Below are 17,534 nucleotides of genomic sequence, written 5' to 3' on the forward strand. Positions count from 1 at the left end.
GTGCCCGCTCAGGACGTCCAGGTCATGGGAGTTCATCACTGGGCGAGCTGGCGGCAGGCATCCCGGTCGTCTGGCAGCCCGGCCTCTTTGAAGGGACTGCGTAGAAATCAACACACTCCCGGCAGGGGCGGGGCGTCCAGCTCAGCTGATTCCGGCCGACGCTGAGCGGGTGCTGTTCGGCACATCTCCCAGGACAACCAGGTGCCGGGCAGCGCCCGCCCCCGTGGCGTTCCGAGGCTGAGGACGACCGTCGGGAGGCTCTCGGGCCCGTGCTCAGGCGGGTGGTCGTGTCCGCGAGTCTCCGTCGGTGGGGACGGGGGCGATCGACGGATACGCCGGCCGGCTGTGCGATGGTTCGCGCACCGTTCCCGATACCGGCGGTTCGGTGCCGACGAGGGCGGCGTAGTGATGTTCGTAGGCGCGGGCGTGCTCGCTGTCGGCCCGAGCACGGTAGTAGGCGTCGAAGTCGCTCGCGTCGGTACCCGTGAACTCGATCTTCATGGCCTCGCGGGCGAAGTACTGGGCCGGGGTGAGCGCGTCCCGGGTGGCCACCTCGGCGATGGCGCCGTCGCGGGCGAACTGTTCGAGCGCGGCGAATTCGCTGTCGTCCGCGGCCCGGGCGAGCGACAGGGTGCTGCCGTCAGCGAAGTCGTCGGGCGGCAACGTCGTGCTGACCGGTGGGAGTCCGTCGCCGGCACCGGCTGCGGTGACCAGCTCGTGCACACGTTCGTACTCCCAGACCAGATTCTGCGTCAACTCCCGGACCCGTGCCGCTCCGGCCTCGGTCCGGGCGACGTTGAGCATCCTGGCCAGGTTCAGCCATGACGCGGTCGCGTCAGTCACCTGATCGTCCTGCGGCATGGCGGACAGCCGGTCCCGCACCGCCGCGCCGTGCTCGACGAACACCCCGGCCATCCGGGCGAGGATCGTCGACAGTTCGGTCGCGCTCGCGGTGGGAGGCAGCCGTCTCGGCGGCGGACGGTGCTCGGTGCCGATGCTGTCCGGGACGAAGACCGCTCCCACGAACGGATCGGGATACCAGCCGTAGCGACCGGCCTGGATGTCCGTTTCGAGGGTCGTGGCATTCTCGTACGTGCGCTGGGCCGCGAGGTGGTTCTCCCGTGCCGTGTTGTCGTTGCGGAAGGCGTCCAGGGCGTTCGCCGCGAAGGCCAGGTTCCGGACCGCGTCCTGGATGATCTCCTGAGTCTGCGACAGGGCCATGCCAATCAGGTCCGAGGGGGCGGAATAAGCCAGCGTGATTGACGCGTAAACCTGTTCGAGGGCGTGGCCGATGTTCCGGTTGGCAAGCCTGATATTCCCGTTGATGCGCCGTCGTCTCTCACCGCTGGTGACGGTTTGTTCGGGGGCGTCCCGTGTGCGGTGGACCAGTTCGTTGGTCTGGCGGCGCAGTCCGGCGATGCCGTCGCGCCGGTGGTATCGCAGATTGCGAAGCTCGAAGGGTGACATCGTGGGCGGGTCTTCCTGATCGATGCTCGGCGCGATGTCGAAATAGTGACGATAGTTGAAAGGCGGCACCGGTGATCCGTCCGGATACCACTGTCCGTGCAGCACGCTGTGCAGAGCCGCGCCGAACCCGTCGAGATCCATGGGATCGACGATTTCACCGTCTGGATCGACCGTCGACAGATAGGGCCGGATCAGGTTCTCAATGGCATCCGCCTGACTGGAGAGGAACGCCAACGCCTCCTCGGACTGCCCGACGCGCATGGTCAGCGGGTCGTGTCGGGGTGCCATGATCAAGAAGCTCTTGAGGATGCTGTCGGTGCGGTCGGTTCTGAGCAGAACCAATGCCTGGAGTATGGGCAGCGTCACGGCGAGGAGCCCTCCCACGGCCGAGCCCTCCCACGGCAACGCTCGTCCGGACGTGTAGACGTCAAACAACCGCTTGATCTCCCGGCCGAGTGCGACGCCGTTGTCGGCCATCTGCCGGGGGCGGTCGTCGTCCGTGCGGTCGTAGCTTGCGACGGCATATCTCAGCATGTCGATCCATATATGATTCTCGACACCGAGCGTCCACTGTTTGCCGAGCGCGCCGAACTCGCCGCCCACGACCTCGATCGCGGAGCCCTTCGAGATGACCGGTTGTCCGGGGTCATTGGTCAGATAGTTCTCGAACTGGATGCCCGGCACGTGCGCCAGTACGTCGGCCAGTAGTGCGCGCTGGCCGTTCGGGACACGCTGGAGGGCGCGTACGATGCCTTCCAGCCGTGGCAGGACCACCCCGTAGTCGACCCCGTTCTCACCGTGGAGCACGCGGGTCGGCCTCGTGACGACCTCGAGGATGTACGCGGGCCGGTCCTCGACCGAGTCGTCGTCCTGATCACTGTCCACGGAGTCGTCGAGGCGGTACTTGATCTCGACCACGAAGGTGAAGTCGTCGGAGGTGGCCAGGAGTTCCTCACCAGCGAGATAAGCGTCATCCGGCCCCTCATCGGGAAGTAGGAGCCGATCGAGCTCGACGTATATCTCGACCTCGATGCCGAGGCGCCACATGACCTCGGCTTCGGCGACGGCGGCGGGTGGTGGCGGCGGCGAACCCGGCAGATGGAACTGCGCGTGACCTTCGCTGTCGATCCGCCCGCCCGGCCGCACGACGTAGGTGAGCCAGCTGTCACCGTCGAGGCGCCGGCCGGGTCTGAGCCGGCCGTCGGACACGGTGGCCCGGGCGACGAAGACGTGACGGTCCTTCGTCCAGGTCGGCCCCAGCGCTCCCGTGATGCGCAGTCCGGGATACTCCAGGAACTCCTCGGCGAGCTCCTGCACGAAGTGCATCCCTGCGTCACAACCGATGACGGAGATGTTCCGGGCCGGTGTCCACGCCGGATCGCCCTTGATCAACCGTGCGACATCGCGGGCGTTCCACGTGTGACCACCGGCCTCGACCCGGCCTTCCTGGCCCTCCATGGCGAGTTTGTAGTCGTCGCCGTCCGCCAGATCGTCGAAGGCGGCCACCCGGGCCCTGTCGCTCTCGTGCAGTAGCCGCAGCCCGGCCGCGGAGAAGACCGGCTGCACCGGGCCGAAGCCGGACGCCGCGCCGTCGTCGAGGAAGTGGACGCGGGCGTCGGCCCGCTGCGACCAATCCGGGTGCCGGGTGCCGGGGAGGTCGGGCATGGCGGTGGTCCGGGGGGTGCGCCCCGCTTCCTGGGATACGGCGGTGACCCAGAGATCGGTCCGTGCGTCGGGAGGGGCGGGCCGGGGACGACCGCCGGAACGGTCCACGGCGGCGGGGAACGCGTCACCGCCCGGGGTGACCCAGACGGCGGTGAGCGGGCCGCTGACGGGTACGCCCGGATTGAGGGCGGCCACCTCGTGGACGTACGACGTTCCGGTTTCGCAGACGACCAGCCGGATCGGGCGTGGCTTGGCCTGCCAGTTAGGGTCCCGTTCGAGTGCGGCGGTCAACTGCGGCCCGGAGACCTCGCGACCGTTCATGATCGGCCGGCCGTCACGACCCTCGCCGTACACCGTGTAGTAGCGGTCGTTGCGTCCGGCGTTGCGGGCCGCGGTGATCAGACGGGCGTGGGTCTCGTCGTTCTGGTCGAGCAGAATGAGGCCGGCGTCGGTGTAGATCGGTTCGGCACCGTGGCCCCAGAGCGTGCCGCCGGGGCGCGGCCGGTGACGGACGGCCTGGGCGTGCCGGTCGGCCGCCTGGTCCCACTGGTGCTGGGCGGCATCGGCCAGATCGTCCGCGGCATCGCGGAGCGCATCGGCCCGTTGCCGTCCGGCGTCGCTGGCCGGTCGGTCGGCGAGGGTCGACGCGTACGCGGACGCGAGCCGGCGATTGTCGAAGGCCACGTCGAGGTGTCGTTCCGCGAGCGTCCGGTTGAACTCCGTCTCGACGAGGTCGTCGCTGTCCCGGGCCAGCTCCGAGCCCATCGAGTCGAGGAGGGTTCGGACGGCGGCGTTGCCCTCGGCGGGCGTTTCGGGGGCGATCTCCGGCATCGCCCGTACGTCGTGGAGGGCGTCGACGAGGTTGCCGACGGCGGCCTGCACATTCGTGCGGCTGCTCCGCGTCATGTCCGCATCAGGTGGGGCCGGCGATGCACGGAGCTGGTCGGCGACCGAGCCGGCCTGCCGCGCGTCGGCGAGGTTGGACCGGGCGGTGTCGAGGTGACTGATGGTCGGGGTTCGGCCACGTTCCTGCCGCCAGGCGTCGTTGGCCCGGGTGATGTCCGCGTTCAGGTTCTCGAACGTGGTCTTCACGGTGGCGGGTTGCGCCGCGACAGCGGGGATCAGTGTCGCGATGACCGACCAGTAGTCGCCGTGTGCCTGTTGCGCGTGCGCGGTAGCCAGGTCTCGGAGCGAGCGGAGGGACTCCTGCCGGCTGGGCGGTGCCTGTCCGGCTTCGGCGAGCAGACCGGTGATGTCCCGCAGATTCTCGCGCGCCTCGGCGAGGCGGCGGCGAGCCTGGTCCACTCCGTTGACCGCAGCCGGTGGTGGTGCGGGGAAACTCTGGATCCGGCCGGTGATCGCTGCCAGGCGTGGTTCGTCGACCGGCGTGAACGTCCGGTGATTCCGGGCCGCGGCCAGCCCGGCGGTGATCGCGCGGTGATTACCGGTGGCGGCCCGAAACTGCTCTGCGGCGTTGCGCTCAAGGTGGTCGAACTTCGCCCGCAGATCGTCCAGCGAGCTGGACCGGCGTACGTCCGCGCGGCGCTCCTGCGCATAGGTCAAGCTCAGTTCGGCCTCGGCCAGATTGCGCGCCGCGCGCCGGAGGTCGTGCTCGGCGGCGCTGTTCGAGTTCGCCCAACCGGCCTGGCCGATCTGCGCCTCCCACTCGGTCAGGGAGTTGGTCAGCTCGGTGTTCGCCTGCGCTATTGCCTGGATCCCGGCTTCGTTCGCGGCCAGCAGCCGGATGGCATCGGCACGGGTCAGCTCCGGCGGGGCCGCCCCGGCGTTCCTGTCCATGAGCTGCTCGACGAAGGAGGCGATTTCCTGCTCGGCGAGGTAGTGGTTGACGTATCGCTTCTCCACGACGACCAGCGGATGGGGGAGGCCGCCACGGTTGTCCGACTCGTCGAACTGCGTGGTGATCCCCACAGCCCGGTTCTGGTCGATGAAGGGCACCGGGACGCCGCGCTCGTCGACCTCGTCGAACAGGAGATTGTTCAGGTAGTCCCTACGCGCCCGGCCAGCCGCGTTCGCGGCGAACAGATCGAGGTCGCCCTGCGCGTCGATCAGGTCCTGCGCGCGCAGATGTCCGACAGCGCGGGACTCGCCGAACCGGGTGACCAGTGTGTCCCGAGTGACCGCGCTGAAACGCGATCGGATCGTCGCGGCGTTGTCGCTGAGGAAACGGCGGACGGATACGGGTTGGTCCCTGCGCAGAGCCCGGAACGTCATGCGGCTCGCGTCGATGAGGAGCTGCTTGCTGATGACGTCCGAATGGCCGATCAGTTCACTGACGATCGGTGCCATCACATGTGGGTAGGCCAGCGCGAGCGTGCCGGCGAGCACCTCGGCGTCGAGTGGCCCGACGCGGGAGTCGGTTTCCGCGAGAGTGGCACCGAAATGGTCGCCGATGCTCAGGCCGTTGCTCACGAGGTCGTTCCGAAGGTGCTGAATGATCCAGTCGCTGTGCTGCGGCTGCGCCGCCAGGTCGGCGGCGAGCTCGGTTCTCAGGCGCCAGTACGCCACGCCGGTGTTGAACTGCGTGTACGTACCGGAGAAGGCAGAACCGTCCTGCCACAGCTCGGAAGGATCGATGCGCCGGACCGTCAATGCCGGGCCCTTGCCGGTGGCTTCGAACCCGTTGACGCCCGCGAGCACCTCGGGCAGGCTCTTGCGCTCGTTGGGCTGAAGTGACCGGAAGGCTTGGACGACATCGAGGGTGCGTCGGGTGAGATCCGTGGCGGAACCGTCCGGTCGTACCTCGGCGGGATCGACGGATCCGGGTGCGGAGACGATCTCCGGGATCTTCCACCGGTCGCCGCTGTCGACCTTGATGGTGACGCCGGGCCCGACGGCGATGACGTCGTTGTAGGTGAGCGGAGTCCCGCTCAGCTCGAACTCGTGCAGTTCGGTCTCGAGAGCGAGCGCCCAGTGCGTCGCCGGAGCGAGTTCGAGGTCACCGGGAGGAAGCTGCTGCGGGACGACTTCCTCGGTGACGGTCAGGTCGTCGGCGGCTGTCCGGCCGGGTTCCGCCGTGGCCGTGCCGAGGGTCCAGCCCGTGCGACTGCCGGCCGGCAGGACGGGCCGTGGTCGCCCGTCGACGTGGACGATGTCGGCGACGATCGCATGACCGCTGGTCGTGGTCCACACCGGTCCGAGCGGTGCCTGGACGGGTGTGCCGGGGAGGAGTCGGCGTAGCTCGTTGATGAACGAGCCGGTGCCGGTGTCGCAGGCGATGAGCTCCACGGGCTGACGAGGGTCGGTCCGGCGTGGGTCGGTCGTGATCAGATCGGCGAGCTCGGGGGCGCTGACCGTGCGGTTGCCGAGGTGGATCCCGTCCGGGCTACCGATGCCGTAGACCCGGTAGGTGCCGGTGGTGACGGCTTCCTGGGCGTACCGGTGATGAGCCGGGTCCGCATTCGGGTCGGTCAGGTTCAGGCCGGAAGGGACGTACACCGTCGCCCGCTGCGATGGTGGGAGTGCGGTGACCGGTGTGGGGTGCGGCACGGCGTCGACGCCGATCAGGCCTCCCGTCTGCAACCGGGATTCGATCGGGGGCAGGGGGTGGTCGACGGCGACGACGTGCTCGGTCAACACACGCCGGAGATCCGCGAGTTCCCCGGCGAACTGCTGCGCGACGTCGGCAGCCGGCAGGCCGCGGACGCTGAGGCCACCCGGGGTGGCAGCGTCGAGGGTGCCCGGCCGGTCGACGGTCTGCGCGAAGGCCGACCATGCGACGGCGTCTGCACGGCCCGGCGGGGTCCCGGTCGGGGTGCTGGCCTGGTACGGCGCCGGGCTGTCGGCGGTCGCCGGTCCGTCGAGGGAGGTCTCCACCGCCGGGCCGTCGATCTCGGTGAATCGTCCGGTCGGTTCCCCGCGCGCCGGTGTCGCCGTGGTCGGGCTCGTCGTGGTGTCGCCGCGGTGGGCGTCGCCGGTGCCCGGCTGAGACGTGACGGGAGCTACGGACGCCGGCTGAGGGCTCGCGGTCACGGTGGTGGCGCGCGCGGCGGGCGACTGGGCAGCGGTGCCCGCAGAGGAGGTGCCCGGAGGAGATGTCGTCGACGTTGGTGCCGCTGCGGGTTTGTCGGCCTGCGGCGCTGCTGCGTTGCTCACCGCCTGTCCGTCGCTGGCAACGGGTGTCGATCCGGGGGTGTTGCCCGCGCTGGGTGTATCGGTGCCGGCTGTCGGTGCGGCTCTGCTGTCGGGCGGTGGCACGTCGTGGGTCGCCGTGGGGCTGTCGCCCGCATAGGCAGGTGGGCCGTCGGCCTTCAGCGCCGGTGGAGCGTCGACCTCGTAGGCGGGTGGAGCGTCGACCGCGTAGGCCGGGGGACCGTCGACCCTGGTCGCCTCTGTCTGCACGTCGGGAGCGGAGAATCCGGCCTGAGCTTCGGTCGTGGTGGTTGCCGGGGTTTTTCCGATTGCCGGGAGTCCGGCGTCTCTGTCCGCGCCGGTTGGCATCAGGGCTGACGGGCCGGTGCCGGCGCCAGTGGTGGCAGTCGTCGTTGTGGTGGGTGGCCGGGTCGGGCCGGGTGCGGTCGGGCTCTGCTGTTGCGGTGTCACTTCGTCCGCTGTGGAAGCCGGAGTGGTGGTGAGGCTCGGGGGGACGGGTGGGCGGTCCGTGTGCTGGTGGTGAGTTTCTTGCCGGAGGAGGTCGAGGATCGGGACGGTGTTTCTGAAGGAGGTGTTCTGCATGTGGTCGATGAGGCTGTCGAAGTGGGTGTTGATGGTGTGGGTGGTGGTGTGATCGGTGGCGGTGGGGCTTGGTCCATGGGGGGTGCGGTTGTTGGGGTGGTGGGGGTTGGGAGTGTTGGTGATGGCGTGGCTGAGTTGGCGGGCGTAGTCGCTGGCGTAGGAGTGGAGCATGCTGCTGGTGGCGGTGGCCCAGGGGGTGAAGGTGCTACCGACGAGGCTGGCGAATAGGAGTTCGCCGAGGATTTCGCCGATCGCGCCGTTGACGGCGCGGCCGTTGTAGGTGTGGGAGAAGCGGGGGAGCAGGTTTTTGGCGAGGCCGGACCAGGCGGTGGCGATGGCTCCGATGGTGAGTCCGCCGAGGAATGCCATTTTGAGTTGTTCGGGGCTGATCTGGTTGAGGCGGCGGGTGCCGTCGCTGACTTGCCAGAGGTTGGCGCCGAGGTCTTCGGCTGTTTCCTGGGCGCCTTCTTCGATGCCTTCCTGGACGACTTCGCCGGTGTATCGGGTGAGGGTTTGTTTTCTGGTGCGGGGGGCGGGTGTGTGCGTGGTAGTTGCCGGTGGTGTGTCAGTGGTGGTCTTGATGGCTGAAGCTGGGGTGTCGGTGGCGGTTCGTAATGGGGTGGGGGGTGTGGTGCGGGCGGGTGGGGTGTGGGGTCGGAGTTTGGTGAGGGTGGTCCGGGTGAGGTGGCGGGTCTTGAGGGTTCGGATGAGGGTGCGGGTGATGCCGGCGCCGGTGGCGATGTGTGCCGGGATGAGAAAGGCGAAGCCGGAGAGTAGGGCGAGGAAGATGTCGAAGACGGTGAGGAACAGGGCGATGGTGATGGCGTACTGGGTGTTTTCGGCGTCGAGGGCGAAGGTGTTGGCTTGTTCGGTGAGCTGGTGGAGCAGGGTGATGTCGTCGGGGACGCCGACGGTGGTGTTGTGCACGGCGGTGGTGAAGGTGTCGGCGGTGTGGCCGCTCAGGGCGTTGGTGAGGGTGGTGGGCAGGCCGGTGGTGGTGAGTCCGCTCATCGTGGTGATGAGGGTGGTGAGTTCGGCGGTCATCTGGCGTAGTGCGGTGATGTCGGCTTCGGGGAGTTGTTCGCCGGAGGCGACCAGGATCGCGGTGTAGGCCCATTGGTATTCGGGGTCGGTGGGGATGTGTAGATCCATGACGCGGACTCCGGTGATGTCGTGGCTGTCCCCGGGCGTGTCCGGATCTCGGACACCGGGCCGATGGCACAGGAACCAATGTCGGGCCTGGCTCGGTCGTGCAGGAGGGGGGTGCCTGTCTATCTGCTCGAACACCCCTGCGTCGTTGCCCCTGTCGGTCGACGGCCTGGGCACGCTACCCGTGGGTAGCCGCTTCAGGCGGCGGAGCTTTACCGATCGAGCAGACCGGGCCGCCTGGACCGGGGCGATCCGGAGCCGGTAAGCGAAGGTGGAGACGCACGCCGACTCGGTCGTGACGTGGGCGTTCACCGCCGAGAGCGGGCCGGAGCAACCGTCTGGAGGCAGGAGACCAGGTGGATACCGCGTACCGGGTGAGCCCGCTGACCTCCGCCGACCCGGCCTGCCTGGGTGACTACCAGTTGGTGGGCCGACTGGGGGTCGGCGGCATGGGTGTGGTCTACCTCGCCGAGGACGACGACGGCCGCCACGCGGCGGTCAAGCTGATCCAGCCGGCGCTGGCCGCCGATCCGGAATTCAGCGGACGGTTCCGCAGTGAGGTGGAGCGGGCCCGGCAGGTGCCCTCGTTCTGCACCGCGGAGTACCTGGACGCCGACCTTGAGCACGATCCGCCGTACCTGGTGGTCGAGTACGTCGACGGGCCGAGCCTGGAGGAGGTCGTCAACGAGCGGGGGCCGCTGCTCGGCGGCGCGTTGCACTCGCTGGCCGTCGGGGTGGCCACGGCGCTGACGGGCATCCACGGCGCCGGCGTGATCCACCGCGATCTGAAGCCGGGCAACGTGTTGCTGCCACGCAGCGGTCCCAAGGTGATCGACTTCGGGTTGGCGCGGGCGTTCGTGACGACGAGCAGATTCACGAGTACGGACATGAGGGTCGGCACAGTCGCGTACATGGCGCCGGAGCGCTTCGCCGAGGACCCCGATGTCCCGATCTCCGCCGCGGCCGACGTGTTCGCCTGGGGCTGCGTGATCACGTACGCCGGCACGGCACGGACGCCGTTCCGGGGTGATTCGCCGTCGGCCACCGCCGCCCGGATCCTGACGCAGGAGCCCCGGCTCGACGGGGTGCCCGAGCCGTTGCGCCGCATCGTCGGACTCGCCCTTGCCAAGGAGCCTGACGATCGCCCCACCGCCCCGCAGCTGCTGGCGATGCTGCTGGGTGAACAACCCGTGCCGGAGGCGACGTGCGGGCCCGGACCGGAAGCGGACCATCCACACGATGTCGACGCCGCTGCTGGTGATGGTCCGACCAAGCGGCTGGTGGCGTCCCGCCGGGGTGGAGGGCGGCGGCCACTCGTCGCCGCGACGATCCTGTCCGTGCTGGGTGCGCTCGCGGCCGTCGGCTGGGGTGTGTCCCGCGACGCCGGCAGGGATGCGGAGGATCGGACCGCCGCGCCGAGCCCGATCGAGAGTGCCGCCGCGCTGCCGAGCCGGGCGGTGCCTGCGAGCCCGTTGCCGTCCGTGACGGCGATCGCCGAGGTGTCGCCACCGGCTCGCCCGTCGACCTCGTCGCCGTCACCGTCGCATCGGTCGCCGGCCGCCGGCACACGGACCGCGAAGGACGCCGTACCTCAGGCCGCGATCAATGCCTCCGGCCGCAACCTGGCCCTGGGCGTGCCGGTGGAGGCGTCCAGCGCGGAGGGTGTGTCCCGGTCGCCCCTGCGGGCGGTCGACGGCGACCTGTCCACCCGCTGGGGTAGCGAATGGAGTGACCCGCAGTGGCTGCGGGTCGACCTGGGCGCCAGGTGGCAGGTCAACGAGGTGGTGCTGCGCTGGGAACGTGCGTACGCGGTGAGTTACCAGGTGGACGTGTCGGCCGACGGCACCACGTGGTCCCGGGTCTTCGCCACCGCCTCGGGTACCGGCGGCACCGTGACGGTGCCGGTCGCCGAGCTGCCGGCCCGCTTCGTCCGGTTGACCGGGACGCAGCGGGCGGGGAGATACGGCTACTCGCTGTACGAGATCGAAGTCCGTTGACCGGGTCCGTTCGCGGTCCAGCCCGTCACGCCCGCTCAGTGACCGGGCGGAACAGCTCGACCAGCGCGCGGTGCCGGAGGACGTCATCGATCGATGTGCTTTGATAACCGCGATCGCGGATGTGGGCGAGGAACTCCCCGTCGGGGGCCAGGCCGTAGGTGCGCAGGTAGTAGGCGACGGTGTCGGTCCAGATCCACGTGCCGTCGGTACGGAAGCTCTGCGGCACCACCTGACCCAGCGACGTGTCGAGGACGTCGGGCTCGCGGGTGGTCGTGGACAGCAGCGGCTCACCGGCGTCGAGGTAGCCGAGCACCTGGGCGGCCTCCGCGGCCTCCAGGTGGTCGTGGTCGGGGTCGAAGCCGGGCCCGAGCACAGGGTCGATGGTGTCGAAGTCGCGGGCGATGGTCACCGGCGTCGGCGGCGTCCGTGCCCAGAGCAGGGCCGAGCGGCCGCGCGCCTGCCGCTGGTACCACGGCAGCTCGGTGTCCGGGCGGAAGACCTCGACCTGAGGCTGGCCGATTCCCGCCGTCCGCAGGGCCGCCTGCAGCTCGCCGGTGACACCGGGGAGCCGGTCCGGCGCGTCATTCGTCAGGAGCAGGTAGACGCGGCCGATGTCGGGGTTCAACTCGTATGGCGCGCGCCATGCACACCAGAGCGCGACGGCGCCGTCCATGCCGGCCGTACTGCGAACGGCCGTGCGGTCGGCCACGTCACCGGGAGGCCCGTCGCCGCTCAGGTCCAGCGCGACCACACCTGGTGCATCCTCGACGGGGATCGTCGGCGCGAACTCCCAGTCAGCGCCGGAGCCGGGCGCGTACGGCGGCAGCGCGACCGTGGGATCGGCGGATCGGAGCAGGGCCAGATCGTCGTCGGTGGGCCGGAACCAGCCGTTACCGGCGGTGGACGCGATCAGGCGGGCGGCCACGTCGGCGCGGCCCGCGGCCAACTCCTCGCGGGCACCTGTGGTGAGTTCGTCGGAGGTGTTGCCGGCCAGACGTAGCAGCAACTCGTGCAGGGCCGCCGTGGTCATCAGGATCCTTCCGCTACGGGCAGGGCGAGTTCGTCTTCGCGGATGGGCGTCACCGGTGGCTCGGCGTGCTGGTCGTGCGGACCGGGGAGGTGCACCAGATCGGGTCGCTCTCCCACGAGCGGGAGATGCACGGCGTCGGAGTGGACGAGGTTTTCCGGTGTGCCGGTGGGCTGGTCGTGGGGGTTGACCGAGCGGACGTAGCCGGCGGGCGGGGATCCGCCGTCCGCCGGAGTGGGCAGGTGTACGACGTCCGGCAGGACCGCGGTGTCCTTTTCCGACGGCAGTCGGACCAGGTTGGGCAGGGTGCCCGTAAGCATGGTGTCGGCGGTTCGGGTGGCCGCCACCAGGTTCTCCCGTCGAGGGGCCTCGGTCCCGATCGGCTCCGTCTGGATGCGGAAGGTGTTGGCGACGAAGTCCGCGTCCTCCCGGGCGTCGCGGAAGATCCGGGTGCTCTCCACCAGGCCCTCCGCATGTCCGGTGAGCGTGGTGCCGATCGTCTTGACGCGTTGTTCGATCGAGTCCATACCCTCCACGAACGAGGGGCCGAACTGCCGGCCCAGTTCGTCGTCGCCCCACACACCTTGGTAGCGGGCCCGGAGGTCGGCGACCGTGTCGGCCAGCTGAGACCACTGCTGCGACGCCGCCACGTACGGACGGCTGTACGTGGCGAGGTTCTCGGGATCGACGTACAGCGGCTCGGACACGATGGCTCCTAACGGCTCAGCTGTTCGCGGACGAACGGGGGCAGGCACGGCCCGTCGGCCGGCATCATCTGGTCGAGGCTCGCCTTCCCGGACAGCAACGTGCGGGCGTCGAGATGACCCGGCATCAGCGGGGCCAGCAGTTCCGCGGACTCTTCCACGGCCTTGGCGCGGGCGTCCTCGCAGGTCCGCAGGATCAGTGCGGACAACTCCTTGGGCGCCATCCGCCGGTACCCGGTACCCGTGAACGTGATGTCCGTCAGCTTGCCGGCGTGGTCGACGGTCACCTCGACCTCGCGGCGCGGTGACGTCGCGGTGGCCGAGATGGCCTGGACGCGCTGTTGCAGCTCGGTGAAGCTCAGGCGTCGGCTCTGGTACTCCTCGATGATCTTTTCGAGTCGATCGTTGTCGCTCACGCCTGTCTCCTGCGGTCGGGGAATTCAGCGAACCGGGTGCATGGACGCGACGACAAGCGGCACGGGGCCGACTGGGGTTGGAGGGGCACGTCCGCTTCCCCGCACGGGCAGGCGCGCGTGGCGAGGCTCGGCCGGGGATGCCCGTGGAGGGCAACGTCACCGGTCCACGAGTGCACCGAACGAGTTTCCACCCGTGCTGCGGCTCGTGTCGGCTGCGAAGCTCCCGGCACACGAAGAAACCGCGAGAGGACGTGTGATGGCGCTATCCCAGGTATCGACCACCCAGGAGGGCATGAGCGCGGCTCGTGCCGAGTTCGAGCAGAAGGCTTCGATCTTCACCGGCCAGCTGGCCAGTGTGAACAGCGAGATGGCGGTGCTGCAGAACACGTGGCAGGGCGACGCCTCGATGGCGTTCAGCCAGGCCATGGATCACTGGGAGGAGGGCTTCCAGAAGGCCATCGCCGCCTTGCACAGCATGATCGAGAGCCTGGGCGGCAACGCCGCGCTGTTCCGGACGCAGGAAGACCTCGCGGCCTCGACCGCTCAGCGTTTCAGCACTCTGCAGACCCAGGGCCTGCCCGGCATCTGATCGACCGACGACCATCGAAAGGCTCAGATCATGGGTTCGTACAGGTTCAACTTCATCGTCGCCGACCAAACGCTCGACCACATGAACTCGGTGAACAAGAATCTCCAGTCGGCGCTGGCCGAGCTGGAGCAGAACTGCCGTGCACATCTGCGTGAATGGGACGGTGCGGCGCAGCAAGCCTATGCCCTGGCCGAGGCGCAGTGGCGGGCCGGCCTGAGCACGATGACCGCGTCCCTGGACGCCGGCCGGAAGGCACTGTTCGACATCTCCGAGGGCTACGGCAGCGCCGACCAGCGGGCCGCCCAGATCTGGTCCAACTAGGACCTCCGGGCGCTGTTCTCGGCAACCTCGGCGCCGGCTGTCGACGCCGATCGACCCGGCGCCGGCTCCGGCGGGCCAAGGACGAGCTTCGCGAGGAAAGGACGAACATGTCGACGGAAACGGTCCAGGCGCTCGTCAACTCGGGTGTCATCACGGCCCTCGAAGCGCAGATCTATTGGACCAAGGACACGGATTTCGTCGAAACCGTGACCGGCGGCGGTGAGAACCCCACCACCGAACGGCATCACGTGGCGCCGGATCTGAGCACCGAGGAAAAGCTGAAGATCGTCGCCAAGGTGCAGGATCGGATCGACCACTACGGCGAGGGGGACGGGAAGATCCCCCCGCCCCCGAGTAACGACGGCATTCCGACCGACCCGAAGGCCGTTCCCACGCCGCCGGCCACCGCCGGCATGCCGCCTCCGATCAAGGCACCCGGTGGTGACGGCAAGGATCTTGTGGTCAGCACGACCGCGCTGAGACGGTTCGCCGCGAACGTCAAGATCCTCGAAGATCTCGTGCTGGCCGAGTACAGGTCGGTGTCGACCGTGAACGTGCGACCCGGGACGTTCGGAGCGGCCGCGCGCATCTCCTCCGCCGTTCAGGTCGGTCTCCGCAACGACACCCTGGGTTTCCTGCGCAGCGTGGCCGAGACGTTCGGCTTCATCCGGGCCGACATCGACAAGCTGGTCAAGGAGTTCGACACCGCCGAGGAGTGGAGCAAGCTGAGCGCCCAGCAGCTCAACGCGGCGTTCCAGGACTCCTTCAGCAAGATCAGCGGCTTCAACGAGTTCGGGAATTCGAGCACCCAGCCCCCGGCCACCACCGGGACGGGCACCGGAGCCGGCGCCAACGACGCCAACGGCACCGGCAAGGGGCAGGCCCCCTGATGGCTGATTCGATCGTCAAGGAAAAGGACGGCACCTACACGTTGGCGGGCGGGGCGCAGAGCAGCCCGACCGACGTCGACGACTACAACAAGCCCGAACACAACTGGAAGTGGATCCTCGCCGCCCTGACCGGAGCCGCCGCGGTCAACAACAGTCCCGGCAACGCGACCCTGGCGGCGGAGAGCCGAGCCCTGATCTCGGCGGAGTCTCTGCGCCACGCGGGCCGGACGTTCGACCAGGCGCAGTCCGTCCTGCTCGGTGTGGGTCAGAACCTGAGGGAGCAGGCGAAGGGGCTCGCCGGTCCCGGGGGAGCGTGGCAGGGCGCCGCCGCCCAGGCGTTCCTCGACAAGGTCACCGACATCTCGAACGCGCTCGTCCAGCAGGCCCGTCGCATCAACTACTCCACGACCAGTCTGGAGCTGAGCGTCCCCAATGCGCTGATCCACAGCGGGAACGTTCTCGAATGGGGCCAGAACCAGGTCAACTACATCGACCTGTACTACGCCAACTGGGCGCGCAACCACGTTCCTGATACGGGGGACGGCACGGTGCACATCAGCCTGATCCCGGGTGCGTCCGATGCCCTGACCGACGCGATGCGCAAGGTCATGGCCCTTGTCGTTCGCGAGTACCTGCGGGTGCAGACATCCCGGGTGGATCGGATCGCGGCCACCTCGGGTGGAGGCTCGCAGCCGCAGCCGCAGCCGCAGCCGCAGCCCCCGGCCCCTCAGCCGCCACCGCCCCCGACTCCGCAGCCACCGCCGCCGGTCCCGCCGCCCGTCCCGCCACCGGTTCCGCCACCGCCGCCGCCCCCCACCCCGCCTCCGTCGACGCCGCCACCCCCCGCCGGGCCTCGGTCGACTCCGCCGCCGGCCTCGCTGCCGCCGCCGGTCGGGCCGCCGCCGCCACCTGTGCCGCCGCCGGTCGGGCCGCCGCCGCCCGTACCGACGCCGAAGGTGGAGCCGCCACCGGTCACCCCGCCGCCGACCGCTACGGTGCCGCCGCCCGCAGTGCCCACCCTGAGTACGGCGTCGCCGAATCCTCAGCTGCCCCCGGCGCTGCGTGTCACGCCGCCGCCCGACCCGCCCGGCGCCGGCTCGGGCCCGGGAGCCGGGCTCCCGGGGTTCGGTCCGGGTGCCGGGCTGCCCGGATTCGGCCAGGGGCCGGGTAGCGGTTCGTCCGGCCTGAAGGCACCGTCGTTGCCGCCGCCCCCCACGCCGGGAAAGAGCACGACCCCACGATCCACCGACATCCCGCCACCCGACTTCGACGGCGCACCACCACGGGGCGCGGGCGTGGGTGCCACACCGCCGGCGTTCGACCCGGCCGGTGCGGGCCTGCCGAACGCTCCGGGTGCCGGTGTGCCCAACACCCCGGGTGCTGGTCTGCCCAACAGCCCGGGTGCCGGTGCGCCGTCGGGGCCGGGTGCGGGGTCGCCGCCGATGTTGCCGCCGATGTCGCCGCCGCAGGCGGGTACGGGTCCGACGGATCGGTCGGATTCGTCGGGTCTACTTGGTGGTGACACGTCGGACTGGAAGCCGGGTACGGTTCCCGGTGCCCCGGACGCGCCGGCCGGCACCACGCCGGGTGCGGGCCTGAGTGGTCCGAACGGCCCGGGTGCCGGTGCGCCGTCGGGGCCGGGTGCGGGTCTGGGGTCGCCGCCGATGTTGCCGCCGATGTCGCCGCCGCAGGCGGGTACGGGTCCGACGGATCGGTCGGATTCGTCGGGCCTGCTCGGTGGTGACGCGTCGGACTGGAAGCCCGGAGTGGTTCCCGGGACACCGGACGCCCCCAGCGGTGCCGTCCCGGGCGCCATGGCCCCTGCCCTGCCCGGCAGCACGACCCCGGTCGCGTCCCGGGTGGCCGCCGCGTCTGCAGGTGCGGGTCCGGGGGCGCCGCCGATGTCGCCTCCGCAGCCGGGTACGGCTCCGACCGATCGGTCAGACACGTCGGGTCTGCTCGGCGCTGACGAGACGGACTGGACGGCCGCCTCCGCCACGGGTGGCCCGGACGCGCCGGACGGTGCCCGGCCGGGCCTGAGCGCGACCACGCCGCCAGCCGGCCCGCTGTTCCCGGTTCCGCCCACGGTGCCGCAGCGACGGCGTGGTGAAGAACGCTCCGAGGCCGGCGAACTGCTGGCCGAGCGGACGACCACATGGAGCCCCGGCGCCGACGTGCCACCGCCGGACCGGGTCGCCGTGGTGCGCGAGTCGGACGACGACATCAGCTCGTGGGACAGCGAGCGGCTGCCGTGGACGAGCGACGAGCCACCGGGCGCTCCGGTCGACGTACCGTTGACGCCCCGCGAACCGGCCGTTCGCGCCCGCCCCGCCGGTCGATCCCTCGAGGCGCTGCTGCTGGCCGAAATGCCGGTGCGGTCCGGCGGCCCCGACCTCACGCCGGAGCAGCGTGCCGAGATCCTCCGCCAGTACGAGGAGAAGGCCCGCGCGGAACAGCAGCGGCTACGCCAGGAACAGCGCCCGCGTGACGCGGACGACGAGGCGACGCCACCCGAACGGCACGCCGCCGACCTGCTCGACCGGGACACCTCGGTGTGGCAGCGGCCGGGCGGCGGACCGGCCGGCGGAGTGATCGGGTGAGCGGCGTGGGAGGCACG

At 70.0% G+C, this 17,534-nt stretch carries 9 protein-coding genes; 5 read left to right on the top strand and 4 right to left on the bottom strand.

Annotated features, from left to right (window positions below; genetic code table 11):
* Positions 1–273: 273 nt before the first annotated feature.
* The gene (locus Q2K16_RS32145) at positions 274–8,976 is read right to left on the bottom strand and encodes a DUF8616 domain-containing protein (RefSeq protein ID WP_302742405.1); all 8,703 of its coding nucleotides are present in this window, start codon (positions 8,974–8,976) and stop codon (positions 274–276) included.
* A 353-nt stretch (positions 8,977–9,329) separates the two neighbouring features.
* On the opposite strand from Q2K16_RS32145, the gene Q2K16_RS32150 reads away from it, so the two are divergent.
* Entirely contained in the window at positions 9,330–10,970 is a 1,641-nt protein-coding gene (locus Q2K16_RS32150; RefSeq protein WP_302742406.1) for a protein kinase domain-containing protein, read from the top strand.
* A gap of 25 nt (positions 10,971–10,995) precedes the next feature.
* Here the strand turns inward: Q2K16_RS32150 and Q2K16_RS32155 are convergent, their stop codons facing one another.
* The 3 genes from Q2K16_RS32155 to Q2K16_RS32165 are packed head-to-tail and all read right to left on the bottom strand — an operon-like array spanning position 10,996 to position 13,117.
* A complete protein-coding gene (locus tag Q2K16_RS32155; RefSeq protein WP_302742408.1) occupies positions 10,996–12,000 on the bottom strand; it encodes a hypothetical protein in 1,005 nt (334 codons plus the stop codon).
* The gene (locus tag Q2K16_RS32160; RefSeq protein ID WP_302742410.1) at positions 12,000–12,704 is read right to left on the bottom strand and encodes a WXG100 family type VII secretion target; all 705 of its coding nucleotides are present in this window, start codon (positions 12,702–12,704) and stop codon (positions 12,000–12,002) included. Before Q2K16_RS32160 ends, Q2K16_RS32155 begins: the two co-directional genes overlap by 1 nt.
* 8 nt (positions 12,705–12,712) lie before the next feature.
* A complete protein-coding gene (locus tag Q2K16_RS32165) occupies positions 12,713–13,117 on the bottom strand; it encodes a YbaB/EbfC family nucleoid-associated protein (protein WP_302742411.1) in 405 nt (134 codons plus the stop codon).
* A 256-nt stretch (positions 13,118–13,373) separates the two neighbouring features.
* Between Q2K16_RS32165 and Q2K16_RS32170 the strand changes: the two genes are divergently transcribed.
* The 4 genes from Q2K16_RS32170 (at position 13,374) to Q2K16_RS32185 (ending at position 17,517) form a co-directional block, all read left to right on the top strand.
* Positions 13,374–13,706, top strand: coding sequence for a WXG100 family type VII secretion target (locus Q2K16_RS32170; protein ID WP_302742412.1), 333 nt, complete (start codon positions 13,374–13,376; stop codon positions 13,704–13,706).
* A 30-nt stretch (positions 13,707–13,736) separates the two neighbouring features.
* Positions 13,737–14,027: a WXG100 family type VII secretion target gene (locus Q2K16_RS32175; protein WP_302742414.1), complete on the top strand. Its 291-nt coding sequence runs from the start codon at positions 13,737–13,739 to the stop codon at positions 14,025–14,027.
* Positions 14,028–14,134: 107 nt separating this feature from the next.
* Positions 14,135–14,917, top strand: a complete 783-nt coding sequence (locus Q2K16_RS32180) for a hypothetical protein (RefSeq protein ID WP_302742415.1) — start codon at positions 14,135–14,137, stop codon at positions 14,915–14,917.
* On the top strand, positions 14,917–17,517 hold the full coding sequence (locus Q2K16_RS32185; RefSeq protein ID WP_302742416.1) for a hypothetical protein: 2,601 nt from the start codon (positions 14,917–14,919) through the stop codon (positions 17,515–17,517). Before Q2K16_RS32180 ends, Q2K16_RS32185 begins: the two co-directional genes overlap by 1 nt.
* Positions 17,518–17,534 lie beyond the last annotated feature (17 nt).

This window comes from Micromonospora cynarisoli (assembly GCF_030518815.1).
GTDB lineage: Bacteria > Actinomycetota > Actinomycetes > Mycobacteriales > Micromonosporaceae > Micromonospora > Micromonospora wenchangensis.

Coding starts and splice junctions, on each gene's coding strand:
- Q2K16_RS32170 (WP_302742412.1), top strand. CDS start 13,374: ATGGCGCTATCCCAGGTATCGACCACCCAGGAGGGCATGAGCGCGGCT.
- Q2K16_RS32155 (WP_302742408.1), bottom strand. CDS start 12,000: ATGACCACGGCGGCCCTGCACGAGTTGCTGCTACGTCTGGCCGGCAAC.
- Q2K16_RS32175 (WP_302742414.1), top strand. CDS start 13,737: ATGGGTTCGTACAGGTTCAACTTCATCGTCGCCGACCAAACGCTCGAC.
- Q2K16_RS32185 (WP_302742416.1), top strand. CDS start 14,917: ATGGCTGATTCGATCGTCAAGGAAAAGGACGGCACCTACACGTTGGCG.
- Q2K16_RS32180 (WP_302742415.1), top strand. CDS start 14,135: ATGTCGACGGAAACGGTCCAGGCGCTCGTCAACTCGGGTGTCATCACG.
- Q2K16_RS32145 (WP_302742405.1), bottom strand. CDS start 8,976: ATGGATCTACACATCCCCACCGACCCCGAATACCAATGGGCCTACACC.